We start from the raw sequence: 24,737 nt of genomic DNA, 5'->3' as shown, positions 1-24,737 counted from the left end.
ATCGACATACATCTATTGTGTTTTCTTGCTTAGAATATCGCTTTACTGATATTTTTGTATCAATAAAAAGTCAATAATTATAATCACTAAAAATAGTAATTCTATTAATAACTGATTAAAGTTGGAGACTTGATTCTAAAAACACACACAATAATGAAATTTGGTATTTTTTTGCAGAGCTTCGGCTCTGCTGGAAATACTAAAAAATGCAAATGATGAAAATGCAATTTTCAAGATTCTATCACACAAATAATGAAATCAAGTGTTCGTCTTATAGATATCAGTCTCTATAAACGGACACTTTTAAAATCAATCTATCTAAACAAAAATAAAACGATGAAAGTAAATAACCGCAAAGAGATTGCAATCGCAATGTATGGGTTTTTCCTTCTTCTGATATTGGATATATTATTTTTGGTGTTCGCCACAAAGTTTTTAATATTAGATAAAGCAACTTTATACGGCATTTTTTTGATTGTATTTATGTTTTCCATTTGGAGAATAACGCTACTGAAAACTTTCTCATTGGAAGTTTCTGAACATATTTTATCTGTAAAATACAGACATCCGCTTTCTGCTAATCATCATCCGGTTCTGGAAGTTCCTCTGCAAAAGGTGATGTTTTACAAGATAGAAAGAGGACTTATGAATTATATTATGACAATTAATATCAATACAAAAAGAGGAATGAAAAGCTTCTACTACAGATTAGGAACATTACCTAAGAGCGAAGCTTCAAAATTCAATAAAATGTCGGATCTTATATCCTACGTGAAAACCGAAACTGAATTATAAACATATAGTTAATTATTTAACCCGAGAATCCTGCGAATTAAGTTTTGCAGGATTTTTTATTGTTGAGATTATCTCAAGTTTACGAACATATCCTACATCAATTTACAGAGTTTTTGCTTTGTTTAATTTTGAAATCAAATAATAAGTAACTTTATAAAAATCTCAGACTATGAAAATATTTGCATTTGCCGGAAGCAACTCTTCCACTTCTATTAACAAACAACTGGTAAAATTTGTTTTGAAAAGTTTTTCAAACGAAGAAATTAATTTGATTGACCTTAATGATTATCTGATGCCTGTTTTCTCTGTTGACTTGGAGAAAAATGGATTTCCGGAAGAAGCGCATAGGTTTTTGAAAAATATTGAAGATTCTGATGTCATTATTTGCTCCTTGGCAGAAAACAATCGTTCATATAGTGCAGCTTTCAAGAATATTTTTGATTGGGCGTCCAGAATCAATGTGAAAGTTTTTCAGGATAAACCAATGTTTTTGATGACTACCTCTCCTGGCGGTTACGGTGGTGGAAATGTAATGGCTGAAGCTTCAAAATTCTTTCCGGCATTTGGAGCAGACATCAAAGAGACTTTTTCTCTTCCCAAATTTTATGAAAATTTTGATTCGGACAACGGGGTTATCGAACCTCAACTTTTGAGTGAACTTAATTCTAAAATCGAAAACTTTAAAAATCAAATCTAATGGATACCCACGAATATAACGCAGGCGAAATCATCATCATTTGGAAACCAAAAGTCTGCATCCACGCTGCTGTATGCGTAAAAATGTTGCCAAAAGTTTATAATCCGAAAGACAGACCTTGGATAAAACCAGAAAACGCAACTGCAGAAGAACTGAAAAATCAAATCAACCATTGTCCATCTGGCGCGTTGAGCTATAAACTAAATTCTTAAAAAATGGGAGTAACAGTAAAAGCAAGTCTGGGAACGGAAAAATATTACACAGAGGTTATAGCGGGGGAAAACCGAATAATAACGGATGAACCTGTTGATAAAGGCGGTGGAAACAAAGGTTTCAATCCGTTTGAGATTTTGGCAACTTCTCTCGCAAGCTGTACTGCAGCAACTTTAAGAATGTATATTGACAGAAAAGGTTGGGACATTCCGCAAATCAATGTGGAAGTGGAACTGGAAAATTATCCCCAAACCAAAACGGCACAATTTTGCAGATTAATTGATTTTGGAGCAACCGAAATCAGTGAAGATATCAAAGACAAGCTTTTCAAAATATCGGACGCTTGTCCCGTTCATAAAATATTAACCAACGATATAGAAGTATTAACTAAAATCAAATAAAAATGCTAGAAGTAACACAACATAATTGGGAAACAAAAGGAGAATTTGCAGCAACATTTGACGGACAAAAAGCTGGATTAATGACCTATTCTTGGGCTGGAGATGATAAAATCATTATTGATCATACTGAAGTTGAACCCGCCTATAACGGCAAAGGCGTCGGGAAAGCAATGGTTTACAAAGCTGTAGAATTTGCCAGAGAAAACAATCTGAAAATCATTCCGCTTTGTCCTTTTGCAAAAGCGACTTTCCAGAAGAATGAAGAAATCAGAGACGTTCTTTAAATATTAATGATGAATTATAAATTATGAACGATATAAAACCTCCATTTCAGTATTGAAATGGAGGTTTTGTTTTGAATTGCATGCAGCCCGACTTTAGCGGAAATCCTTTTTACGTAACGTAGTGGAGTGAAAAGATTGGGAGCGGAAGGCGGATTAAGCTGCCCAAAATATTCTAAATACTGTCATTAAAACCAATTCTTCATTCTGTTATAATCTAAGAAATAAGAGATTCTCAGTGAAAAATTATTGATCATTGGCGCATTGAATAATTCGTCAAAGTTATTTTTAAAACGCATTCTGGACATTTCCAGATAATTGCTGGTCGCATTTCTGTAAAGCAAAGTCAATTGACTTCCCGGTGCAAACCACCAAGAATAACGCAAATCTACATTCCAAGAGTTGTAAGTCCCATTCAAGTTTGGATTGTAAGTTGTGTTGGGATTCAAATTTCCATCATTCTCAAGTGTATAGAATTGCTTGTAAGTCACATCCGAAAAATAATGCCTGAATGCAAGAGCCAAAGTCATTTTCTCATTGAATGTATATTGTCCTGTAATCGCATTCTCATAAGTATTTCTCTGCCTTCTTCCCATATAAATATTGCCTGAATCTTTCCCCGAATATCCAATTTCATTGTTACTGAAAACCGGATTAAACTGCCAAATTATCTTCATTTTATCGGAAGCTCTGTAACGCAAGTACAACGATGGAACAACATAGTTTCTTCCCTTTTGGTCGTAAGCATAATAGTCAACTGTGATGTTATATTGCAGCCTTTTTCGGCTGTCACTCTCAAACCAAAGCCAGCTGTCAAAATAGCCGGGAACATTCAGATATCTACCAAATGTTCTCGGTTCGTAAATGTCTTTTTCGCCATAAGGTGTGAACTCGATTCCGCCTCCAAAACTCTGAAATTTCTTGTTTGTAAAAGAGTTATTATGATTGAATATCAATTTCTGATTCAGAAACGGTTCTAATCTGTGGTAATAATTAAGATTAAAATTCAAGTACATATTATTCAGTTTTTCGGTTGGCTGAAGAATTCTGTAACCGTACCAGACATTATGATTTCCGTAATTCGTTTTGGTCGAAAAACCAAGGTCGTTGATGTCCCAATCTTTGTTGACGTAATTGGCATTAATTTCGAAACGATTTTTGCCCGAGAATTTTCCAATTCCCACAGTCCCTCTGTTTCCGAATTTAGTTCCATCATCCATGACCCAACTTCCTTTCAGGTTTCCGTAGTAATTGTAAGTATTCTTTTTGTTGGCAATATTCCATAAAAGTCCTGTAGAGTTGGCATCCCGAAAATCCCCCATTCTCAGCGTACTTGTGTTGACCAAAGTCACAGATGAGTTATCTCCAAATCTCTGGTCAAAAACCAAAACATTATAATTGGTCCAAGGCTCTACCACTTCTTTTCTGGTTGCGCCAGTTTCGTTATCGCGAATTGTAGCTTCCATTTTTTCCGTCACACCATTGAAAATTCCAATGCCCAAACCTTTTTTGGTTCTTCCGGAGATTTTGAAAGCATTGAATAATTTTACTTTTCCAGGATATTCTGTTATGGTTTCTTTTTCTTCATCAATGACTGGATATCTCGACGGACTTCCACCAACTCTTCTGGAATAAAACAAATCACCTTTACTGAACAGCTCCGTTCCTTCCATAAAAAATGATCGTTGTTCTGCGAATTGTTGTTCGAAAGGTGTCAAATTTAAAATCGAATTATCAAAATTGGCTTGCCCAAAATCCGGAATCAAAGTCATATCGAATGTAAAAGCGTCGTTGATCCCGTATTTCAGGTCCATTCCGCCATTGACATTCATTTCTGTTTTACCGTCGTAACTATTGACGTAGGTTGAAAAATAAGGTGTGAAAGATAATCTGGTTGGCGTTTTTACTTCCGCAACGCCGTTGAGAACACCGTCGTACAAAGTATAGTTCCCTTTTTGATTGTCGACATGGTTCCAATCATACATCGTGTTGGTTCTCTTGATTTTCCGAATCATATTAAGACCAAATTCCTGCAAATCTTTCTTAGGAAAACGCAATTCAAAAAACGGAATCTTCATTTCTACAGCCCAACCCTTATCATTGATTTTCACAGCGCTATACCAGACAGCATTCCAAGACATATCTTCATTTTCTGTCGTTAATTTTCCATCAACCTGAACGCCTGCTGCAGTCACAATGAATTCCAAACTCTGCTGATGGTCATTATAACCATTGATGATTATTCCAAAAAAATCATCATTCGCAATATTATCTCTTTCTGTTAATTCTTTTAAAATTTTTGAAGGTTGTGGGTCGTACATTTGCGCTGCGATGTACAATCCTGTGTCGTCATAAAGAAATTTGACTTCTGTTTTCAAACTATCGGCTTGAGGCTTTCCGTTATTTGGTTGTCTTTCTACAAAATTGGTTGCTATAGGAACATTTTTCCAAATCTCGTCATCTAAAATCCCGTCAATTTTTATATTCTGGTCTTTCTTGATGGCTTGCAATTTCTTTCTTGAAATGCTATCTGAAGCGATAGTTTTCTGTGCGGAAATTTGCCATAAAAAAAGCGTTAGTATAAGAATGCAAAATTTAGTTTTCATAGTTTTATCTTACTTGATGATAAGACAATGACTCAATAAATTATGTTACATCAAGACAACAAAAATCAGCCAAAAGACTGGTTTTCAATTTTATAATTTATTTTCCCAATAAAATAAAAAAATCGATCAACAATTATCTCTAACTTAAAATGTATCCGATTCTTCTGATTGATTTTAAATCAAATTACCTAAATTTTTAACTAGCCATAACAACCAAAATTAAGACTTTTCATCTTTCCATGTTCCGAGGTTCCAACGATAATTATAGAGTGGTCTTTGAGAAGTTTTTCTTTTATTTTAAATAATTCTGATACGGTCAATTCTTTGCAATCATTAGAATAAATTAATGAACTTTTATCAATAATATAAGTTCTTATTTTAGGATTATTATTTACAATGATTTTATCGTCGACATTTTCATATTTTATTTCAATCAAATCTATTTCTATATAAATAACATTATTCTTTTTATAGATGTTTTTTGCGTAAGCATTGATTTCGGGAAGATCTTCTCCTAGAATAACATTATTTTCTTGATTTGATTCTGCAATTTTATTTGGCAAAATATCTTCATTTTTCTGTTGAGTACTACTATCCTTTTCATTACAACCAGTTAAAATAATGATGAATATAAAAATTAAAAATACAATTCTCATTTGTAATTTTTTATAGATTCTTTACTTTAAAAGCACCCACTTGATAATCATAATTATTTCTAAAACCATTGATGACAAAATAGTAATCATTTTTAACATCCATATTTTTCACAAGGTTGATGAGGAATAAGTCATCTTGCTTTCTTGTGTACAGGATTTTATAGTTTTTCAAATGCGCTTTATCCTCAAGAAACTCTTCTACCCTTTTTTCATTGGACTTTGATTTTGTTTTAAAATCTAATTGTGTATTTCTGAGTTCTTCATAATATTTATCAAAAAGAGTTGAGTAATATTGATTTTGTTTGTCTTCTTTTGGATTTCCATTACTTTTAATCAGTTTTAGATTTCCGTCAGAAGTTTGAGAAATATAATATGTAACGTAATCTGTATCAAGCAGTATGGATTTGGCATCACAATCTCCAGACTGATGAAATTCTTTAGCCTTGATAGCAATATGATTTTCATCTTTTAAAATATAATTCCCTTTGGATGAAGGAAAGCAATCATTTCCACACTTTGCGTGATAAGAATCTTAATAAGTATTATTGATATTAAATTTTATTGATGTTCCATACATAGAATGTTGGTCAGTTGTATCAATTTTCGAAATTATTAACTCCTGATCGTTTTCAATATCCTGACCAATAATTCCGGAAATATGCCAGAGATTTTTCCTTAGCTGATGTTTGTCAAGACGATTTTGTTCGGTAGGATTTGGCGGAATATTATTTATCCAATCAGGTTTTTTCTGACTGCATGAAAAAATAAATGTTGTAGTTATGGTAAATAGGGCTAGAATTTTTTTCATTTGTTATTAATCTAATATTTCTCTGTCTTTACGAAATTACCTTTCTCATCGTAGTCTGTTCCAACTTGCAACAATGATCCATGTTCGTAATAAAACTTCCATCCACCAGTTCTACTTCCAGCTTTATTTTGTAATCCTTTTTCTTTTAAAGTGCCATTCTCATAGAAAATTTCTTTGATATTTTGCCCATTTAATCCATTAATTAATCCTGAAATCAATAATAGAAATGTAACTATAAATCTGAATTGTCTTTTCATCTTGATAAATTCAATCTTTAAACTCAGCTCCCGACATAAACGCTAAAGACAATAAAATATAAACGAACATCATAAATAAAACAGGAACAGCAACGACAAACGAAATCAACGTAATTTTAACATTATACCTTTCCTTCATTATTTTCTTCACTAGGTAATCTATTCCGTACCAAGCTCCTGCTAAAAGTGGAATTAATAAAATTAAAAACAAAATAGTCATTAAATAGATTAATTATTAACATTTAAGGCTTAGAAACCGGAACATAAGCCACACCAGTCACTTTATAACCTTGAACAGTCGTATTCCATTTGGGCATTTCACTGATTTTTGCAATCAAGGCTTTTTCCGTTTCGTTTTTTAATGAAAGTAATGACAGATTCTGTAAAGTTGCCGTTCCGTTCTCGTCTATTTCCAGAGTAAGAACAAAATCTTTCGTAGTCAATTCCTTTTTCAGAATTGGTGTGATATTTTTCTCAACCCATTTGTTTAGTTCTGCATCGCCACCAACAAATTCCGGATGAATCGGTTTATTGTTTTTAAATTTTGGAGGCAAATCTGCCGGATAATCTTTTAAGCCGACTTCTTTTTTGGCTAAAACCAATTTACCGTTCGCATCAGGAATATAAACATAATGGTTCAGCGTCGGCACTTCTTTGGTCTGATTGAATTCTATAAAATGAATTTCAGAATCATTTTTTCTGTAAATCCCAAGAAACGTTTCTTTGTTCAGCTTCTTGTCGAAAATTCTGGCAATGTGTTCCAATTTTTTGCCTTTGGAATCGATAATCTGATATTTGGTAACATCAGAATCTTTTTCATTGGAATCGATATCATAGACTTTGAAATCAGAGTTTTTCAGTTTGATTTCTTCTCTCAGATTTTGAGCCTTAATATTTAGACTTAAAAATATTATAATCAGGAATAAATAGCTTTTCATTTTTAGTGTTTTTGTAGGTTTAAAAATAACAATTTAAAATATTCGTTGTGGTTTAGAATTAATACATCACGAAATCGTTTCAGGAATTAATTTTCTTTGTAAAAAACTTCCGACGTATCGGGTGATTTCCCCCAACCCGTCCAATAATTCCTGATAATTAACTGGTAACCGTCGTAAGATTCTATCTTCCTGATCCAATTGGCCGGCGGACAATCATCGTTGACTTTTTGGGTAAAAGTTGCCACGAAAGTTCTTTCATCAATCCATTTCACCCGCATCGTATCGGGATTCATCGGAAACATTTCGTTGGTCCAAGTAATCGTTTGGTTGTCTACGAAATCGAATCCTGCGTAATCAGCTCCTTTTAGAATGAATTTGCCTTTGAGTATTTTAGAAAAATCGGTATTCTGATTAGATTTTTTATCAACTGCTTGTTTGGGATTTTCTACGGGAGTTTTTGAGGCCGGAACCTCAATATTTTGTTTCTTTTGATAAAAGTCTTTACCGAAAAAGCCTAAAGCAAAGAATATAATTCCTGTTAGTAAAATGGTTATGAGTGTTTTTGATTTCATTGGTTTGAGTTTTTAATTGAGTTTTTTCAATTCTATCAATCCAAAATGTAGCCAAACTCAGAAGAATCCTGTTTTGGTTAAAAATGTTCCTTCTTTCTGAAAATCTAACGAAAAATTAAATAAAATGAAGGGTAATATTATTTTTCTCATTTGTTATTTTTTTTTATTCTATAAATTAAGAAGCGAATAAAAGCCAGAAGAGCCAAACAGCCCAAAAGAACAGTCGTAAAAAGTTGGAAAAATGCCTCAGCAAAATCCTGACTTTCTCCATCACAATAGACTATATCGCCCCAAATATCAACTCCTTTTTGGCCTTCATACATCGTTTTGTCACAAGCGCAATATTCCGGGACGACAATTCCCAGATAGAACAGCAAAGCTGGAATGAAAATAAACAAAACCAGAACTGCAATGATTTTCAAAAGTTGAATGTAATCAGCTTGTTTCATTTCTTTTGAGAATTGATCGGTAATTAATTATAAAAATTACAATAACAGACATTATTAAAATCGGGAAGAAACTGTGATTTAAAGTTTCGTTAATTTCCTCATTAAAAAGATAAGTGCTCCACGATGATTCTCTTTCTACAAAATCTGAATAATCTATAAAAAACCACCAAAATGTAAGCAGGAAAAATTCCGGAATTAGTTTTAAATAGAGATTCTTAATTTTTGAAATCAACATAAAAATCAGGCTGAGAAAAATGGCTGAAAACAAAGAAATAAATAATGTGTCCAAAGCAAAACTGCAATCCAAACAACTGGATGATAGTTTGTCCGACAAATATCCCATTGCCCAATAAACCTGTAAAAATGTCCCTGTAAAAATGACAAGAAAGTAAAACGTTGAGTTTTTCAGGAAAGGAATCAGTTTATTCATCAGTTAATTTGTTTAATTTTTGCATCATCAATAAGTGTCATCATTATTTTCTGTTTTTCATCAAATGGTATATCATCTGTCAGTTTATCTTTAAGAACTCCAAGTTCGCTTCGATCCATAAAATATGTATTGGTAGCTCTTTCATACGCTTCTTTAAAATTATAGAAATCGATTTCGTTCTCGTTTTCAATCTTTTGAAAAGCTTGCATTTTTTTTAAATAATACGCTCTCACTTCTTTTGGATATTTGTCTTTGACAAAATCATAATAAGAAAGTTCATTGCCATCCAAAAATTTTTGCAGTGCAACTTTCAACTGTTTTTCGGTTAAGATCAATTCATCTGTCTGCAGGATTTTTTCTCTTTTATAATACCAAATAAAATCTTTGAATTCATCGCTCCAGGTACGGATTTCATCATATTCCAGATAGTAATCTAATGTCTTTTCATAGCGTTCTTTCAGAGATTTTATTTTGTCAAGTTTTTGGATTTAGTTTATCTTCTGAATAATGGTTTCATAATTAAAATCTTTCCGCCAAATGTGAGCTAAAACACCGAGATTATTACTTTTTCTCTCCAAAAAAATCAGGCTGTAATATTTTTTTTGCTGAAGTTCTATAATATCGCCGAGTACATCGCATCCACCTTCATTCAGTTCACTATCATTGTAGAAATCATTTTTTCCTGTAGGTTCATAAATATCTTTATTAACAAACTTGATATCAGAATAATTTTTAATAATTTTTTGATAGCTTTTAATTTTCAGATAAGATTTGGAAAAATGGTCGTTAATATTTTCAATAGAAGTCTCAAAATCATTACGTTCGACATAAACAATTACATCGCTATTCATAACAAGTTTCCTTAGATCTACTCTTTGCGCATTAAAAAAAATAGATACAAAAATATTTATCAATATTAATTTATTTCTCATTGTGTTCTTGCATTAAGATAAAAACGCATAAACAGAAGCTGTTTACACGTTTTTATAAGATTTTTATTGTTGCAATTAATTCAAAATAGGAACATCAACTTTCAGATTTGGATATTTGTCACCCAGTTTTTTGAGAAAGTCATTAGCGATTACATTTTCCTGAACTATTTTCTGCATATCCATCGACAGCATGTTGCTTGCCGTATTCACGTGGGTAAAAATAAGCGCCGAAAACAAAATCAGCTCTATCGGTTTATCATCTGTTGCTAAAGAAATTTTGTATGCTTTCACCTCATCACCTTTCTGTTTTGCAAAAGCTTTCATTGTTCCTTGCTGCGGAATCTCAACCAGACTCGATTGTGAAAGCCTGTGACTGTCAAACACCAAATGATTGCTAATATCGCCATCGGTATCGGTATCCAAAAGGTGAAGTTCATCATTACTCAAAATCAAATATTTCGGAGTCTGAACGGTTTGATATCTTACCGTTCCCAAAGTCGCCATACTTTTCAAAGAATCTTTCATCCCATCTTTGATAGCAGTTGCGCCAGAATATTCAAGGTTTGCAAAATTGAATGCATCAATGGGTTTTCCGTTCATCTGGGTTTTCAGATAACTGTAATCGCCGTTCAGAAAATTAGATTTGTAAGTTTCTGCCCGTTGAAACTCTGATTTGAAATCTGTGCTTTGCAAAGTTTGTTTCATTTTTTGCTTTTTTGCGTACATAAAATACATCACGCCGCCGTAAAAAAGCACCATAAATCCGATAATAAAAAAAATTGTAATCATAGTATTTAGTGTTTTTAAAGTTTAGACATTAGTTGGTTCTACTCTCTTTTTCTTGGAAGGAATTGCGCCCCAGATTATAAAAGCAATAAGAAGCAATGCCACTAGCTTTCCACCATATCTCGTATAAAAAGGAAGTTTATTGAGGTCATTTTTTTCGAGCTTTTGAGAGGCTAAAATCGCATCCATTTCTTTATCCGGCATGTTGTAAAATTCATCTGTTTTTTCATCATAACCTACCAATTTTGGTTCTTCCATGATGTACAAAGGTAGAATGTAAGCGATATTGAACTCTTTGTGAAGTGTTGCCAAATCCAGATAATCGCCGTTTTCTAATTTGAATTCGTCTGTGTTGGGCAAATCGTAAACTTTGTTTAATACTTCTCGTTCACCAATAGGAATTTTGGCTTTTGCCGATAGAAAATTGCTGGCAGACAGCATCAACGCAGATGCCATAAAAATTGGTTTTAAGTTCATCATTGTTTGTTTTTTTTAGTTATACAATTTTTGGATTAGAATAAAATTGTTCACTTTTTAAAGATAATTAAAATCATAAAAAATTGAAAATATTATTTGCAATTCGTTGAAAATTAGTTACAATTTAATTGTGTTATTTTTTTATGATTAGTATGCAATCATCATCCGTCATTATTTCATTTCCACCTTTTCACCCATTTTTTCTCTCTTTCGGTGAGAGTTTCTGTTTCAGGTTTATAATCAGGATTGGGAATATACCACTCCATTGTTTTGTAAAACTGATTCAAATCCTGATTCTGAAAAACATAACCACGTCTTGCAAATGGTAAATTTTTGAGTATTTTTCTTTCCAAATCATTTTTGGGTTCCGCAATTTTATCTTCCTGATAATAAGAGAACGGAATGTATTCCAAATTCTGATTTCCCCAATAGTTTTGGGCATATAAGAACAAATCGCCAGTGATTTTGAAATTCTTCTTTTGAAATATAATGTTGCCTTTTTGTAAGTGGAATTTTAATGCATCATTTTCGATAAAAGAGTTTTTATTTCCTTTGATATCTTCGGTTTTTCCGATTCCGTTAATCAACCACTCATTAGAATTTTTAAAGAAAGTTTTATTAATAGAAAATGTTTCGAACTCGCCAGTATCGATAATCAATGTAAAATCATCAATCTGTTTATTCGCCCAACGATTGGCCGCGGTCAAAACATATTCAAATTCATAATTGTAATCTATCGAACCAGAAACGTCATAATTGTAAGTATGTTTGATGATATTGAGTCCCTTTTTGAAATTGGCTTCAAAGTGATAAACGTAGAAAAAATCGACATAATTCCCGCTTTTGTTTCCATTGAATTTGGTTAAATCCAAAGACTTTATCTTCCCATTTTTATTGTACAACGAGTCGGAAACATATGAGACGTTATACTTCAAAACCGAATTATTAAGTTCCACCTTGAAATCTCTCATATATGGATGTTGCCCGTTTTTTGGTGCTCCATCTACATCTCCTTCCGGCGAAAAAGCTTCAAAGCCAACGGTGATTTTCTTTTCTTCTTTCGGATTGAAAAACTCATAATAAACGGTGACTTCTATAAATTGATTTCGAACTTTTTTAAGAGTCAGGATTTCCTTTTTGACTGTAATATCGGTTTCGTTAATTGGAATCAATTGATTGCCTTTCGCGAAAAATGCGCCATCATTTGCAAAGGCTAAACAACTTACTAATGTCAATATTATTTGAAGTAAAAATCTGGTCATATTTGTTGGTTTTAAAATTAAATCTTCAATTCACTTTTCAGAAAGGAATCTCAACTTGTCGCCCTTTATAAACTCCGTTTTCGATTTTGAATAATGCGACATAAGAACCCGCTCCGTCGGAATTGGACAAATGGATGTATATCGAATTATTTACTTTGTCATAATAACATTCGGTGTAATCATTATTGGGATTGAAAAGGTCTTGAATATCTTTCTTAGGAATTTCGATTTCCTGATTTCCTATTTTCACAGTGATAGACTTGTAATAACTTTTAGGAATTGTTCCGTCTGTTCCCCACATTTCAAGATCTTTATATTTTTTGATTATGAAGTCTTCCTTCGCTGTTTCTGAAAAATATTTCTTGTTAGATTCATAATCAAAATCATCTGTTTCGATATCTATGTCAATATTATTCAAATGGAAAATAGCCTTGTAATTGTGGGAATCTACAGAAGCTATCTTCTCTAAATCTTTGATATATTTTATTCTTGAACGATGTATATATCCAGATTTTTCATCGTCACCAAAAGTAATATTCAGCCAATCTGTGTCCAAATCTTCAAAAATAAAAACCGCTTCTCCAGATTTTATTTTCCCAATAATTTTACTGTTCGCAGATTCTTTCTCTCTTATGTTCACGTAACCATCTTTGTCCACAATCACTGCAAAGTTGCAAAACGATGTAATATATTCTTCTTCCGAATCGGTCTTTAATTCCGTTATTTTTTGAGGTTCTTTTTTCTCAATTGCTTTCTGTTTTTCCTCTCCGCAGGATTGCAAAGTGAAAATTATAATTAATAATAAAGTCGAAAGATTGATTTTCATAGTATAATTTTTAGTTTAACTAATGAGTTTCAATGGCTTTAACTTTCCCTGTTTTCTTATCAAAAGTAACTTTGTAATTAGGTCCGCCATAAAACAAAACAAGCGTTAAAGTATTATCTGTTTCACTATCAAATCGGATATCTTTTGCAGAACCGATTCTTAAATCCACCTCATTTTTAAAAACATCCTGGTCTGTACATTGGATAATTTGTTGTTCAAAAATTCCTTTTTTCTCAATGATTTCCAACCAGGGACGCCTCATCATGCTGTAACCAACAATCTGAGCTCTATAATTTTGATTCAGATCTTTCTGCATTCTGGAACCGAAAGGTGTCATCGCAAAAAATATGGTGTAAAACGGCAGCATCATCGGCAAAATACTCAGGATTAAGGCGACGATCAATGTTCCTAATAATAATTTCGCCAATAGTTTTTTCCAAAACAGAACGATCACTGAAAAACTTGTTAAGATCCAAAGCCAAAACAAAATAACATCACTGTAATAACCTGCAAAACTGATTTTCCAGAAATAATACAGCACGCCATCTGACACCAAAAGTATCGAGAGAACTAAATATATTTTTAGTATTATTTTTTTCATGGGTTTAATTAAATTTTGTGTTTATACATTTAGATTTTACTCCAAATAAACAAAATCTCCCGAACTCACTTTTCCAAAAATCTCATTTTGAAATTTTAATCATCTACGTAAAAATATAAATTTCACAACTTATTAAAATATAAATTTCACAACTTATTGACAAAGGTTACGAAAAGTTTTAATAAAAAAAATACCACTACTAAAAATCAATGACGGTACTTCATTTTAAAATTTTTGCAATTTTAAATTTGTGGTAAATAAAAATATGCAGCATCAACACCCTCAATTCTAAAAATCAATTCATTTATCTGCTCAATATTTTCAAGGAAAATTTCAGGAATTTTTACAATTCGGATATTCGTAAATCTCTGGAAATTAGTTTCAGCAATCAGTAAATAACAATCAGTATTACTTTACTAATTTACTTTTTATCCTTGCCAACTCTGAAATTCAATTGCCCACTCCAAATATTTATGTTAAAGTTTTAAGATGTTTCAGGACATTCAAAGCAATCCCATCCTGTAACTAAATGCTCATCCAAATTATGCCCTTGCTAATTTTATCTCATTTTTTTGTTTTTGCATTCCGGTAAGAAAATCTTGGGTGTTTTAATGTTCGATATTATAAGATTTATTTCTTACTGCAGATTATTCTTTTATTATGACTGTTATAATTAATTAAAAATTTGAAATAATCAAAAATTCTTATCATCCACCGTAAAAACCAGCTTACCTTTTATTACAAAAAGAGAATAATAGACATCGGATTTTTTATATCGAACGCCATAACTGCTGTCAGAATTTATATTTTTTGAATTTAATAAAGTTGTGAAATTTTCAAGGGTAAGATTGTTGTCTTTTGTAACCCCATCATTGAAAATAGCTTTGACGAATTGAAATGATGGATTATTGTTCATAGAATCGAAGTATTTCTTCCATTCATAATTAGCTTTTGTATGATTTTCATTGGTTTGGAAAACATAGATTTCTCCAATTTTACCATTATCACTTTTATGCTCTTCCAAACCCACACTATGATTATGAAATTCATAGACTACTTGTTGAATACCGTAATTTGAATGGGTTGCTGCCGGCTCTTTATTAATAAATTCTTTAAAAGCATCGATATCCTTGCTGTAGTAATGAGAATAGGACATCAGCTGTTCATAGGTTTGTCCAAAGCAAAATGATCCACAAACAAGAAAACAGAAAGCCGTATTTAACATCATTACAATATTTAAAACTAAAAATCAAGAAAACCTTCTGCAAGACCTTTCCACTGGAATTTTGTAACCCTCAAAAATCCTCCGATTGTGATGAAAGCGTTTCGTATCTTACCAATAATTCCGGTTCTGGAAAAATTAGCAATTTCATTCCTTCCATAAATTCCAACCTTAATATAATTCGGTCCTCTTGAAATAATGAATGTTGATGAAGATTCTGGAGAATAAAAATGTGCAATATTGTCGCTCCTGCTGCCAGGTGGTTTTGATGGTCTGCAGGAAATCAAATGCCGTTCTAATTCATCACCAAAACAATGATCATCCATAGCAACAATCTCTACCCAATCATAACCTTTGGTTTGTGGATTGCCAGGACCGGGAATATCAATTCTTAAAAAATCGCCCACTCTCGGCATTCTATCTACATAAAAACCGTGTTTATCACAAAGTTTGAATTCCGCAGACATCTTTCCACAGTATTCTTGCCAGTTATTGATATTGAAAAAACGCTCTTTAAGAAATTGGAATTGCTGAGCCGCAAGAATCGGATCATCCAAAACCCGATCACTTTCTGTATCGAAATGAGCTCCTTTGTAATGCTCCGGAACGCCTGGTACTTTCTTAGGTTTCATGTTTTGGTTAATATTATTTATTTTCTTTTTAAAAAGTTGATGCGCAGATATTTTTTATAAATTAAACTGTCATTTACCAAAACTTTAACTGCATCATAATAATTCAGCCCGTCTATATAAAACTATCCGAATCATTAGAATCTGAGAAATCATTATTCTTTGAACAGCCAGATAGTAATACAAGGATAAAAATCATTCCAATTTTTTCATTCAATATTTAGAATATTCTCAAATCTAAAAATTACACCAATCTTGGTTTATGATTTGAGCCGTGTCAAATGAAAAAGAAGAGAGCAATCAATTGCTCTCCACTTTTAATTCTTTTCCTGTCAGTACAAAATGAAGATTTTGCAACTGATGTATATAATGACATCGAATATAATTTCCGAAGTATAAAAATCCCTCAAGAATTTTATCTTTCGAAAGGTCAAAATCATACTTTCCAAAGTTGGGTAAGTCGTATCGGATTCTGGAATTTGAGCGATAACTTTCCTTGAAACCAAATTTGGAAAGCCACTCGCTGGTAAGGCGAATTGGTTTTAGTTGTTGTGAATGTACAGGAATCTTGGAATTACCTTGCTGAATCTGAACTAAGGAAAGATTTTTGTCCTTCGCAAGATTGAGCCCAACTACTGGCACTACATCATTTTCATACTGAAGCAGATTGTAAAGTCTAAGTTCTTGCACTTCCATAAGTTGTAAAATTGATTAATTCGTTTAACGTTTCCAAGTCTATGTGTCGATTATTTTGCTTTAGAATTAAGATTAACGTCTGCAAGCTGTGTCAAAGACTCATCACAGGTTTTCTCTTCTTCCAATGTTTTAAGCAAATTTTTCATCGGAGCAGATTCTTTTAAAATTTTAGCAAACGCCGCCAATGTTCCATAAGTAGCAATCTCGTAATGCTCCACTTTCTGCGCTGCTGCAATGATTCCTGCATCTCTCACTGTTCCTGGTTCTGTTTCTTCCACAATGCTGTCCGCTTCATCTAATAAACCTTGCATTGCGTCGCATTTTTTTGCCTGTGCTTTTTTTCCCATAGATTCGAAAATCTCTTCCAGACGAGTAACGTGTGTTTCTGTCTCAGCCAAATGCTTTTCGATAGCGGCTTTCAATTTTTCATTGGTTGCATTCTTCATCATTTTTGGTAAGGCTTTTACTAATGCTTTTTCTGCCCAATAGATATCTTTTAAGCTATCTTCGAAAAGATCGCTTAAATCTTTAGCCGCATCTTTTTTAGCAGGTGTTTTTTTGGTTGTAGTTGTACTTTTCGCAGCAGTCTTTGTTTTTGCAGCTGTTGCTGATTTTGTAGTTGCCATAATTTTTATTTTTAGTATTGATTAATGTGAATAAATTAATTATTGCAATCATTATACCAAAATAAATTAATAATATTACAATATAGATAAATTATAATCAATTTAAATCATTAATTATTAAACATAACACATTACAAGTCATTTTTTAAACAACTTCTAAATAAAACCGAGAGAAATTTCGCTCAATAAAACACACCAAGGCGTTTCGTTGCGAGTCATATCGACAAGTTTGGAATCTGGTGAACCTTTTTGTCTTAACCCAATCGAAAGGAGAACAATAGATGCTACAGCCATTATAATCTTTTCATCTTCGACCTCGGCATTTTTATCAATATATTCTACCTCGAACAAACCCGGATAAAATACATGTGGTAATGCAACCGCTTTTCCGATACCACTTTCCGCTCCCGAAATAAAACAGATTTGTTTTTTAACTGTAAAATATTCCCCAACCATATAATTTTATTTAATGGTTTTTGCATCATTTTTACAGTGGATAAAATTAAATTGTAATTTTAGAATGGTTTCTTTTGACCTCGCAACGGAGACATCCCAAAATGTACTCCATAAAGTATTTCTGAGCATCAAACGCCTTAGTCAACGGATGAAGTTCTATTTTATCACTTCTGATAATTGTTCCTTGATAAGCGATGCAGTAATAAGCAAATATCTGATTATCGGATTCTTTTACCGGCGTGGCATAACCGGTTGTAGCAATCGACCAGTCAGAATCGAATAACGAAGCGATATTAAGAGCCATCATCTCGCTGATGTTTCTGGAGACGCAGTTTGTTGCTTGCGCTTCATCAAAATCGATATTCAGATGTTTGACTTTTTCCTCGATTGTGTAGGCTGTAATTCCGCCTTTGAAAAATTGTTCCGCACTTGGCATTTGAGAAAACGCTAATTGCAAAAATCCTGATGTAACGCTTTCTGCCATGGAGATGGACTCGTTTCTTTCTCTCAGATTATAGCTGATTTTGTCCAATAGTATTTTAGGAAATTCCATAAGTTAAATTTTTTAAATGTTATTGGATAAAAGAACCTTATAACTTCGGTCCAACAGTTTTACTTTTCCGGTTGATTATTAATGATGAACATTTAGATATTTCTCGAAATAATGAAAATCCTGAATTTTGGATATCAATTGATAAAACATTATTTCCTTTGGTTCCTGGACTCCGATGTGTTCAAAGCTGTCAAAATAAGCAATGAAAGAATGGATATCTTTGGGGCTTTCATCTTTTAAAACCACGAAAAGAAGAAAAATCTCATTCTCTATTTCTTTTGCATAAATGGTAGATCCCGGTTCAAACTTCTGACTTTTATTGATCAATTTTTTAAAGTCATAACCAGGTAATGATTTTAATAGTTTTTCAATATTCATTTTTGCTTCTTTTTTGATTTGGATTAAACCAAAGCTACGCAAACTGACTTCTGTCATTATATGATTTGAATCATAAAGCCTTTAAAAACTCTATTAAACTCTATAAAATTATCAATTCTAAAAATTGGTTTTAAGTTTGTATACAGAAATTATTGTAACAATATAAAATTAACATTATGATAATTGCTGAAGATCTGCTACTATCCTATGGTGCAAAAATCGAATATTACGAAGCCGGAGATATCATTTTCCGAGAAGGTGAAAAACCGAAATACTATTATCAAATTATTTCCGGAAGAATAAAACTGAATCACTACAATGAAGAAGGAAAAGAACTGATTTTGGCTATTTTACATCACGGTCTCAGCGTTTGCGAATTACTGCTCTTCATAGATAAAACTTATCCTGTGAATGCCATAGTTTTTGAACCGAGTGAAGTTATCAAACTTTCGAAATCAAACTTTGTTAAAATGCTGGATGAAAACCCCGATGTATCACGAGATCTCAATAAATTTTTATCAGAAAGGCTTTATCAGAAATTCATAATGCTCGAAAATAACTCCTCATTGCATCCCGATGTGAGATTGTTAGGAGTATTTGATTATCATAAAAGTTTTTCTTCAGATACAGACCGATATTCCTACGAAATTCCTTTAACAAGACAGCAATTAGCGTCCTTAACTGGTCTTAGAGTAGAAACGACAATACGAACAATCAAGGTTTTGGAAAAGCAAAATGTAGTGAAGATTGTTCAAGGGAAAATTTATTATTGATTAAGAAATTAATATAAAATTTTACGGTTTTTTATTTTTACAACGTTATCCTTTTCCATCTGCTTTAAAGTCCTAATTGTTGTCTCTACACGCAAACCTGTGAGACTCGCCATCTGTTGTCTGGTCAATGGAATCTGAAAAGAGAAAGGAGTCTGATCTTTCTGGAAGCTTTTTAAGTAATCCATCAAAGCTTTTAATTTTGTTGAAGTATTCTGAGTAGAAAAAATCTGTCCCATCACGAATTTGAAGTACATCGCATCCGAAAGACTTTGGATGATATCAAAATGAAACTCGGGATAATTTTCCAACAGAAGAAGAAACTTGGATTTAGATAATTTCAGAACTCTGCAAGGCGAAATAGCGATAGCGTTGACAGGGTAAGTTTTATCCACAAAAAGTAAAAACTCACCGATACTTTGACCCGCCGTCAAAATACTTTGTATCATTTCCTTTCCATCCTCGTTGTAATTATTAAGCTTCACATCACCCTCGATGATCTGATAATAATACAATGGTGTACCACCTTCTGAAAAAATAACATCACCGATATTGTATTCCTCGGCTTTTGCTCCTAATGATTTTATAATAGTTTCTTCTATAACCATATTTTACTCTCTCGTAATTTAAAGAATCACACCAACCTTTAAACCACTTTAAATCAATTAATTAATTGAAATAATCTATTTATCTTTTATTATCTTACTTAATTTTAATTTCGCAAAATTTCACAGATTCTTACATAACTAAACCCATTTTAGTCTTAATAAAATCTTTTTAAAATATTGGTATTATTTGCCTGTTAATGGCAATAACAAAGCATCATCAATGGGATTAATTTTTTGAATTAATCCCATTGTAAAAATTAAGGATAATAGTTTCATAGTCTATTTTTTGTTGAGCTCAAAATTATACAGAACTTCTAAAGAATTTTATGACTTGAGTCATAATGAAATTATTAAAATAAATAAATGTCACAACACCAAACTAACAATAAACTATAAAAACAGTGAAATTTGATAATAATAAATGGTTTTGATTTAAAATTTTATAATCCTAATACTGCAAAAAAGCTAAACAAAACAATCAGAAAAAGTACTTACCTAACAAATTATCTGCTGTAACAAAACACATAATCTTCTATAAAATTCAATGGACTCCAGTGTCAAGAATGAACTTACATCCGCGATTAGAATTACATGGATTGATCCAAACAATATGCTTTACATTAACCAAAATAAAATTGTTGACCGATGTATAGACTTTTATAAACATAATTAATGTTTATTTGAATTACTTTTTGGAGAGATCAATTATCATTCGCAATGGCTGGTCTTTGGTGATGTAGAAATTCAGCCAGGTGAAGAAGATTGTGATTTTGTTTCGGATATTAATGAGCGACATCAAGTGAACGAATATCCAAATCAACCAAACAAGAATCCATTGAAATGTCTGAATAACGCTGGAAGACCTGCAACTGCCCTATTTCTTTAATTGCCACTGAACCTTATCATTTATCATTATTAAGTTTGACTTCGCCCCCTACGATTTGAAAATAATAATTGGGCGTACTAATAAGGCTATCTGTTAATAATCGATTGTCAATCTATTGGGTTGAAAAATCTTATTTAAACTAACGTCTTCTCACAGAATCTTTTCTTCTAGAAAGACTATCACTTGGATTTGTTTTACTGGAATTGAGATTGCTAATGCCTGGAGTCGTAGTACTATCTGTTGAAGAAGAGGTTGATAAAGAATCATTTTGGCCATTAGCAACGGAAAGAGAATCCGACCTATAGTTCTCTTGAGATTTGTTGTCTTTGCAACTGAACACTAGCATAATTACCGAGACGAAGATTAACTTTTTCATAAAATTTTTATTTTTGGTAAGACTAAAGTTAGAGAGAAGGACACAAGTGGTTTATGATTTGAGTCACAATTAAAGCATTTAATTTTTAGTGATAATTTGTTTATGGAATATTTATTGTAGAAAGTAGATAATTATTTAGCATTATTAATATCAAATCAAAATCATCAACATGAGAGCTATTTGGAACGGTGCAATCGGTTTTGGATTAGTCAATATTCCTATCAAATTATATTCGGCCACAGATTCTAGTACCTTAGATTTGGATATGCTAGACAGCAAGGATTTGAGTAATATCAAATTCAAAAGAGTTAATGCCAATACTGGAAAAGAAGTGGTTTGGGAAAATATTGTGAAAGGCTTTAAAATCGAGGACAAATATATCGTTTTGGAAGATGAGGATTTTGCTGCGGCAAGTCCTGAGAAATCAAAGATTCTTAGTATCAATCAATTTGTCAAAGAATCTGAAGTGGATACGGCACTTTTTGAAACACCTTACTTCCTTGAACCTCAGAAAAATGGTGAAGCGGCTTATAAATTATTATTAAAATCCTTAATCAAAACAAAAATGGCAGGAATTGGTTCTTTTGTTTTGAGAGAAAGGGAAATTCTTTGTCTGATAAGACCTTACGAGGATAAAATCCTAATGGTCAACAGAATGCGTTATCCGGAAGAAATGCGAGCTTTTGAAGATCTGAAAATCCCATCCGGAAGTGCTCCAAAACCTGCCGAATTGAAAATGGCGGAACAACTTATTAAATCTCTTGCTACTGAATTTGACCCATCAAAATATAAAGATACTTACAACGCAGACCTTCTGAAAATCATCAAGCAAAAAGCTAAAGGCAAAAAAATTAAGTTGACGGAAGTAAAAGAACCGGAAGGAAAGACAACTGATTTGATGGCAATGCTAAAAGCCAGTTTGGAGAAAGGAAAGAAAAAAGTTGGTTAGGAACAACTAAGAAAAAAGAAAAAAATCAACTATCATTCATCAATTATCACTTATAAGTTATGGCACTCGAGGATTATAATAAAAAAAGGAATTTCAAGCAAACAGCTGAACCAGAAGGAAAAGAAAAAGCTAGTGGAAAGAAATTGAAATTCGTGATTCAGAGACATGCTGCTTCTCGACTTCACTACGATTTTCGTTTGGAAATGGAAGGCGTTCTGAAGAGTTGGGCAGTTCCGAAAGGTCCTTCACTTAATCCTTCTGACAAGCGATTGGCAATGATGGTGGAAGATCATCCTTATTCTTACAGAACTTTCGAAGGTTCTATTCCGAAAGGTAATTATGGCGCTGGTGAAGTAGAGATTTGGGATGAAGGAACTTACGAGCCGATAGAAAAAGTATCAGGAAAAAGCGATGATTTGGTAATGCGGGCTGAATTACATAAACAATCTTTAAAATTTATTCTCCACGGTAAAAAGCTGAAAGGCGAATTTGCATTGGTGAAAATTAAAAATCCTAAAGATGATAATGCGTGGCTGCTCATCAAACATAAAGATAAATACGCTGTGGATGACGATTATGACGCTGAAGAACATACACTCAAAACTTCCAAAGTAACCGCTTATCTTGCTGAGAAAGACGGTAAAAAAAAAATAACGCATCCGAAGGAATAAAGTCCTTTAAAAATTATGCGCCTTCTCTTTCCGGTGCAAAAAAACTTTCGGAATTCATTAAGCCAATGCTTTGCAAAATCTCAGACAAAGCCTTTGATGATAAAGACTGGGCATTCGAAATCAAATGGGACGGTTATCGCGCGATTGCAGATCTGAGCAAAGACGAAATCCGATTGTACTCCAGAAACGGGATCGATTTTTCTCAGAAATTTAAAAAAGTAACCAATTCGCTCAAGTTGCAGGAACACAATATGGTTCTTGACGGGGAAATCGTGGCTTATGATGACAAAGGAAAGCCTAATTTCCAATGGCTTCAACAGATTGGCGACAATCCTAATCTAGCATTGACTTTTCAGGTTTTTGATTTACTATGGCTGAACGGTCATTCGACCGAAAATCTTTCTTATCTGCAAAGAAAAGAATTGTTGAAAGATGCTTTGGTGGAAAATGAAATCATCAAATACAGTGACCATATTTTACAAAACGGAAAAGAATTTTTCCAAGCCGCAAAAGATTTGGGATTGGAAGGAATTGTTGCCAAGAAAACTGAAAGTCTTTACAAGGAAAATCTAAGAAGTTCTGAATGGCTGAAAATCAAAATCCATAAAAGTGATGAAGCTATTATTTGTGGATTTACCGAACCAAAAGGCTCACGGAAAAAATTTGGCGCTTTGATTTTAGGAAAATATCTGAACGGTGAAATGGTGTTTTGTGGTCATACCGGAGGTGGTTTTAAAGATAAGTCACTTTCTGAAATGTATGATAAAATGCAACCGCTCATCACTTCGAAATCTGTTTTCAAAATCACACCAAAAACCAATACCAAAGCTACTTGGATAAAACCCAAATTAATTGCCGAAATTAAATTTACAGAACTGACAAAAGACCATGTTTACCGTCATCCGATTTTTCTCAGACTTCGTGATGATATTGAACCAAAAGATGTTGAATTCAATTCTGAAAATCAATCAAAAAAAGAAATTATGAAAAAAGCCGAACCTAAAAAAAGAACAGGAAAAGAGGATTTGATAAAGAAAATTGGAAAACAGGAATTGAAGCTGACGAATCAAAATAAAATCTATTTTCCCGACGATGATGTGACAAAAGGGGATGTGATTGATTATTATCAAAGTATTTCGAAGTATATTTTGCCTCATCTTAAAAATCGGCCACAATCTATGAACCGCTATCCCAATGGAATCGATGGAATGAGTTTTTTCCAAAAAGATGCTTCTGAAGAAACACCCGATTGGATAGAAACACAAAAAGTTTTCTCAGAAAGTTCAGATAAATATATCAATTACATCATCTGTAATGATAAAGAAACCTTAGCCTACCTCAACAATCTCGGCTGTATCGAGTTGAATATCTGGACAAGTAAAATCCAAAAAGCAGACAATCCGGATTACTTGGTTCTTGACCTAGACCCATCCGAAAAAAATACGTTCGAAGATGTAATAGAAACGGCTCAGGTAGTTAAAGAAGTTTTGGATTTAGCAGGAATTGAAGGTTATCCCAAAACTTCAGGAAGCTCTGGAATCCACGTTTATATCCCAATGAATGCAAAATATTCCTACGAGCAAGTCAAGGATTTTGGACATCTTCTGATGCAAATGGTTCAGCAGAAATTACCAGATTTAACAACGCTGGAAAGAAGTCTTCAGAAACGAGATAAGAATAAAATCTATTTGGATTATCTGCAAAACCGTCGTGGACAGACTTTGGCAAGTGTTTACAGCTTGAGGCCAAAAAAAGGAGCAACCGTTTCGATGCCTTTGGAATGGGAAGAAGTAAAAAATGGACTAAAACCCACTGATTTTAATATTTATAATTCTTTGGAAAGATTGAAAGAAAAAGGTGATCTTTTTAAAGGTGTTTTGGGAAAAGGTGTTGATCTGTTGAAAGTTATTAAGAAAATGGAAAACTAACT

The 24,737-nt window shown here is 32.8% G+C and carries 34 protein-coding genes; 9 read left to right on the top strand and 25 right to left on the bottom strand.

The genetic code is table 11. The annotated features are described in order from the left end of the window. Nucleotides 1-336 precede the first annotated feature (336 nt). The 5 genes from BUR19_RS03850 (at nt 337) to BUR19_RS03830 (ending at nt 2,390) form a co-directional block, all read left to right on the top strand. Complete coding sequence (locus tag BUR19_RS03850; protein WP_139297257.1) at nt 337-795, top strand: hypothetical protein; 459 nt, start codon at nt 337-339, stop codon at nt 793-795. Nucleotides 796-964: 169 nt separating this feature from the next. Next, nucleotides 965-1,492: an NADPH-dependent FMN reductase gene (locus BUR19_RS03845; RefSeq protein WP_074233593.1), complete on the top strand. Its 528-nt coding sequence runs from the start codon at nt 965-967 to the stop codon at nt 1,490-1,492. After that, nucleotides 1,492-1,704 (top strand): (4Fe-4S)-binding protein, encoded by a 213-nt coding sequence (locus tag BUR19_RS03840; RefSeq protein ID WP_074233592.1) that lies wholly within the window; start codon nt 1,492-1,494, stop codon nt 1,702-1,704. The genes BUR19_RS03845 and BUR19_RS03840 overlap by 1 nt, the downstream gene beginning before the upstream one ends. Nucleotides 1,705-1,707: 3 nt before the next feature. Beyond that, nucleotides 1,708-2,106 carry an OsmC family protein gene (locus BUR19_RS03835; protein WP_074233591.1) on the top strand — a complete coding sequence of 133 codons (399 nt, stop codon included), beginning with the start codon at nt 1,708-1,710 and terminating at the stop codon, nt 2,104-2,106. Between the two features lie 2 nt (nt 2,107-2,108). Next, entirely contained in the window at nt 2,109-2,390 is a 282-nt protein-coding gene (locus tag BUR19_RS03830) for a GNAT family N-acetyltransferase (RefSeq protein ID WP_074233590.1), read from the top strand. Between the two features lie 185 nt (nt 2,391-2,575). Here BUR19_RS03830 and BUR19_RS03825 read toward each other — a convergent pair whose 3' ends face one another. The 23 genes from BUR19_RS03825 to BUR19_RS03715 all read right to left on the bottom strand — a co-directional run bounded on the left by BUR19_RS03825 (nt 2,576) and on the right by BUR19_RS03715 (nt 18,604). Then, entirely contained in the window at nt 2,576-4,993 is a 2,418-nt protein-coding gene (locus BUR19_RS03825) for a DUF5916 domain-containing protein (RefSeq protein ID WP_074233589.1), read from the bottom strand. 200 nt (nt 4,994-5,193) lie between these two features. Further along, entirely contained in the window at nt 5,194-5,649 is a 456-nt protein-coding gene (locus BUR19_RS03820) for a hypothetical protein (protein WP_074233588.1), read from the bottom strand. A gap of 10 nt (nt 5,650-5,659) precedes the next feature. After that, entirely contained in the window at nt 5,660-5,821 is a 162-nt protein-coding gene (locus tag BUR19_RS18895; protein WP_175565864.1) for a hypothetical protein, read from the bottom strand. 360 nt (nt 5,822-6,181) lie between these two features. After that, nucleotides 6,182-6,457, bottom strand: a complete 276-nt coding sequence (locus BUR19_RS03815) for a hypothetical protein (protein ID WP_074233587.1) — start codon at nt 6,455-6,457, stop codon at nt 6,182-6,184. A gap of 11 nt (nt 6,458-6,468) precedes the next feature. Beyond that, complete coding sequence (locus BUR19_RS03810) at nt 6,469-6,714, bottom strand: hypothetical protein (RefSeq protein ID WP_074233586.1); 246 nt, start codon at nt 6,712-6,714, stop codon at nt 6,469-6,471. Between the two features lie 10 nt (nt 6,715-6,724). Further along, a complete protein-coding gene (locus BUR19_RS03805; RefSeq protein WP_074233585.1) occupies nt 6,725-6,934 on the bottom strand; it encodes a hypothetical protein in 210 nt (69 codons plus the stop codon). A 22-nt stretch (nt 6,935-6,956) separates the two neighbouring features. Beyond that, nucleotides 6,957-7,652 carry a hypothetical protein gene (locus BUR19_RS03800; RefSeq protein ID WP_074233584.1) on the bottom strand — a complete coding sequence of 232 codons (696 nt, stop codon included), beginning with the start codon at nt 7,650-7,652 and terminating at the stop codon, nt 6,957-6,959. An 86-nt stretch (nt 7,653-7,738) separates the two neighbouring features. Then, complete coding sequence (locus BUR19_RS03795) at nt 7,739-8,224, bottom strand: hypothetical protein (RefSeq protein ID WP_074233583.1); 486 nt, start codon at nt 8,222-8,224, stop codon at nt 7,739-7,741. A gap of 146 nt (nt 8,225-8,370) precedes the next feature. Further along, nucleotides 8,371-8,673 (bottom strand): hypothetical protein, encoded by a 303-nt coding sequence (locus BUR19_RS03790; protein WP_074233582.1) that lies wholly within the window; start codon nt 8,671-8,673, stop codon nt 8,371-8,373. Between the two features lie 429 nt (nt 8,674-9,102). Next, nucleotides 9,103-9,417: a hypothetical protein gene (locus BUR19_RS03780; protein ID WP_139297256.1), complete on the bottom strand. Its 315-nt coding sequence runs from the start codon at nt 9,415-9,417 to the stop codon at nt 9,103-9,105. A 174-nt stretch (nt 9,418-9,591) separates the two neighbouring features. After that, on the bottom strand, nt 9,592-9,954 hold the full coding sequence (locus BUR19_RS03775; protein WP_139297255.1) for a hypothetical protein: 363 nt from the start codon (nt 9,952-9,954) through the stop codon (nt 9,592-9,594). 156 nt (nt 9,955-10,110) lie between these two features. Further along, complete coding sequence (locus tag BUR19_RS03770; protein WP_074233578.1) at nt 10,111-10,824, bottom strand: hypothetical protein; 714 nt, start codon at nt 10,822-10,824, stop codon at nt 10,111-10,113. 21 nt (nt 10,825-10,845) lie between these two features. After that, nucleotides 10,846-11,301 carry a hypothetical protein gene (locus BUR19_RS03765; RefSeq protein WP_074233577.1) on the bottom strand — a complete coding sequence of 152 codons (456 nt, stop codon included), beginning with the start codon at nt 11,299-11,301 and terminating at the stop codon, nt 10,846-10,848. A gap of 173 nt (nt 11,302-11,474) precedes the next feature. Further along, on the bottom strand, nt 11,475-12,560 hold the full coding sequence (locus tag BUR19_RS03760) for a YARHG domain-containing protein (protein ID WP_074233576.1): 1,086 nt from the start codon (nt 12,558-12,560) through the stop codon (nt 11,475-11,477). Nucleotides 12,561-12,597: 37 nt separating this feature from the next. Beyond that, the gene (locus BUR19_RS03755; protein WP_074233575.1) at nt 12,598-13,386 is read right to left on the bottom strand and encodes an SH3 domain-containing protein; all 789 of its coding nucleotides are present in this window, start codon (nt 13,384-13,386) and stop codon (nt 12,598-12,600) included. Nucleotides 13,387-13,405: 19 nt separating this feature from the next. Beyond that, on the bottom strand, nt 13,406-13,987 hold the full coding sequence (locus BUR19_RS03750) for a hypothetical protein (protein ID WP_074233574.1): 582 nt from the start codon (nt 13,985-13,987) through the stop codon (nt 13,406-13,408). Between the two features lie 694 nt (nt 13,988-14,681). Then, on the bottom strand, nt 14,682-15,215 hold the full coding sequence (locus tag BUR19_RS03745; RefSeq protein WP_139297254.1) for a hypothetical protein: 534 nt from the start codon (nt 15,213-15,215) through the stop codon (nt 14,682-14,684). Nucleotides 15,216-15,229: 14 nt separating this feature from the next. Beyond that, nucleotides 15,230-15,841: a hypothetical protein gene (locus BUR19_RS03740; protein WP_074233572.1), complete on the bottom strand. Its 612-nt coding sequence runs from the start codon at nt 15,839-15,841 to the stop codon at nt 15,230-15,232. 297 nt (nt 15,842-16,138) lie between these two features. Then, nucleotides 16,139-16,534: a hypothetical protein gene (locus BUR19_RS03735; RefSeq protein WP_074233571.1), complete on the bottom strand. Its 396-nt coding sequence runs from the start codon at nt 16,532-16,534 to the stop codon at nt 16,139-16,141. A 50-nt stretch (nt 16,535-16,584) separates the two neighbouring features. Further along, nucleotides 16,585-17,160: a ferritin-like domain-containing protein gene (locus BUR19_RS03730; RefSeq protein ID WP_074233570.1), complete on the bottom strand. Its 576-nt coding sequence runs from the start codon at nt 17,158-17,160 to the stop codon at nt 16,585-16,587. Nucleotides 17,161-17,316: 156 nt separating this feature from the next. After that, nucleotides 17,317-17,616, bottom strand: coding sequence for a DUF6766 family protein (locus BUR19_RS03725; protein WP_074233569.1), 300 nt, complete (start codon nt 17,614-17,616; stop codon nt 17,317-17,319). 46 nt (nt 17,617-17,662) lie between these two features. Further along, a complete protein-coding gene (locus BUR19_RS03720) occupies nt 17,663-18,169 on the bottom strand; it encodes a CinA family protein (RefSeq protein ID WP_074233568.1) in 507 nt (168 codons plus the stop codon). A 78-nt stretch (nt 18,170-18,247) separates the two neighbouring features. After that, on the bottom strand, nt 18,248-18,604 hold the full coding sequence (locus tag BUR19_RS03715) for a hypothetical protein (RefSeq protein WP_074233567.1): 357 nt from the start codon (nt 18,602-18,604) through the stop codon (nt 18,248-18,250). A gap of 119 nt (nt 18,605-18,723) precedes the next feature. Between BUR19_RS03715 and BUR19_RS03710 the strand changes: the two genes are divergently transcribed. After that, nucleotides 18,724-19,320 (top strand): Crp/Fnr family transcriptional regulator, encoded by a 597-nt coding sequence (locus BUR19_RS03710; protein ID WP_083600632.1) that lies wholly within the window; start codon nt 18,724-18,726, stop codon nt 19,318-19,320. An 8-nt stretch (nt 19,321-19,328) separates the two neighbouring features. On the opposite strand, the gene BUR19_RS03705 is transcribed toward BUR19_RS03710, so the two are convergent. Both BUR19_RS03705 and BUR19_RS18775 read right to left on the bottom strand, forming a co-directional pair. Beyond that, nucleotides 19,329-19,925: a Crp/Fnr family transcriptional regulator gene (locus BUR19_RS03705; protein WP_074233566.1), complete on the bottom strand. Its 597-nt coding sequence runs from the start codon at nt 19,923-19,925 to the stop codon at nt 19,329-19,331. Between the two features lie 1,025 nt (nt 19,926-20,950). Then, nucleotides 20,951-21,187: a hypothetical protein gene (locus tag BUR19_RS18775; RefSeq protein ID WP_139297253.1), complete on the bottom strand. Its 237-nt coding sequence runs from the start codon at nt 21,185-21,187 to the stop codon at nt 20,951-20,953. A 169-nt stretch (nt 21,188-21,356) separates the two neighbouring features. Between BUR19_RS18775 and ku the strand changes: the two genes are divergently transcribed. The 3 genes from ku (at nt 21,357) to ligD (ending at nt 24,735) form a co-directional block, all read left to right on the top strand. Beyond that, a complete protein-coding gene (gene ku / locus BUR19_RS03700) occupies nt 21,357-22,136 on the top strand; it encodes a non-homologous end joining protein Ku (RefSeq protein ID WP_074233565.1) in 780 nt (259 codons plus the stop codon). Nucleotides 22,137-22,195: 59 nt separating this feature from the next. Then, nucleotides 22,196-22,807, top strand: a complete 612-nt coding sequence (locus BUR19_RS03695; RefSeq protein ID WP_074233564.1) for a DNA polymerase ligase N-terminal domain-containing protein — start codon at nt 22,196-22,198, stop codon at nt 22,805-22,807. A 65-nt stretch (nt 22,808-22,872) separates the two neighbouring features. After that, nucleotides 22,873-24,735, top strand: coding sequence for a DNA ligase D (gene ligD, locus BUR19_RS03690; protein ID WP_074233563.1), 1,863 nt, complete (start codon nt 22,873-22,875; stop codon nt 24,733-24,735). Nucleotides 24,736-24,737 lie beyond the last annotated feature (2 nt).

It is taken from the genome of Epilithonimonas zeae (genome assembly GCF_900141765.1).
Classification (GTDB): domain Bacteria; phylum Bacteroidota; class Bacteroidia; order Flavobacteriales; family Weeksellaceae; genus Epilithonimonas; species Epilithonimonas zeae.
The sequence above is the reverse complement of the archived record's forward strand: the minus strand, read 5'-3'. Positions and strand labels throughout refer to the sequence as shown.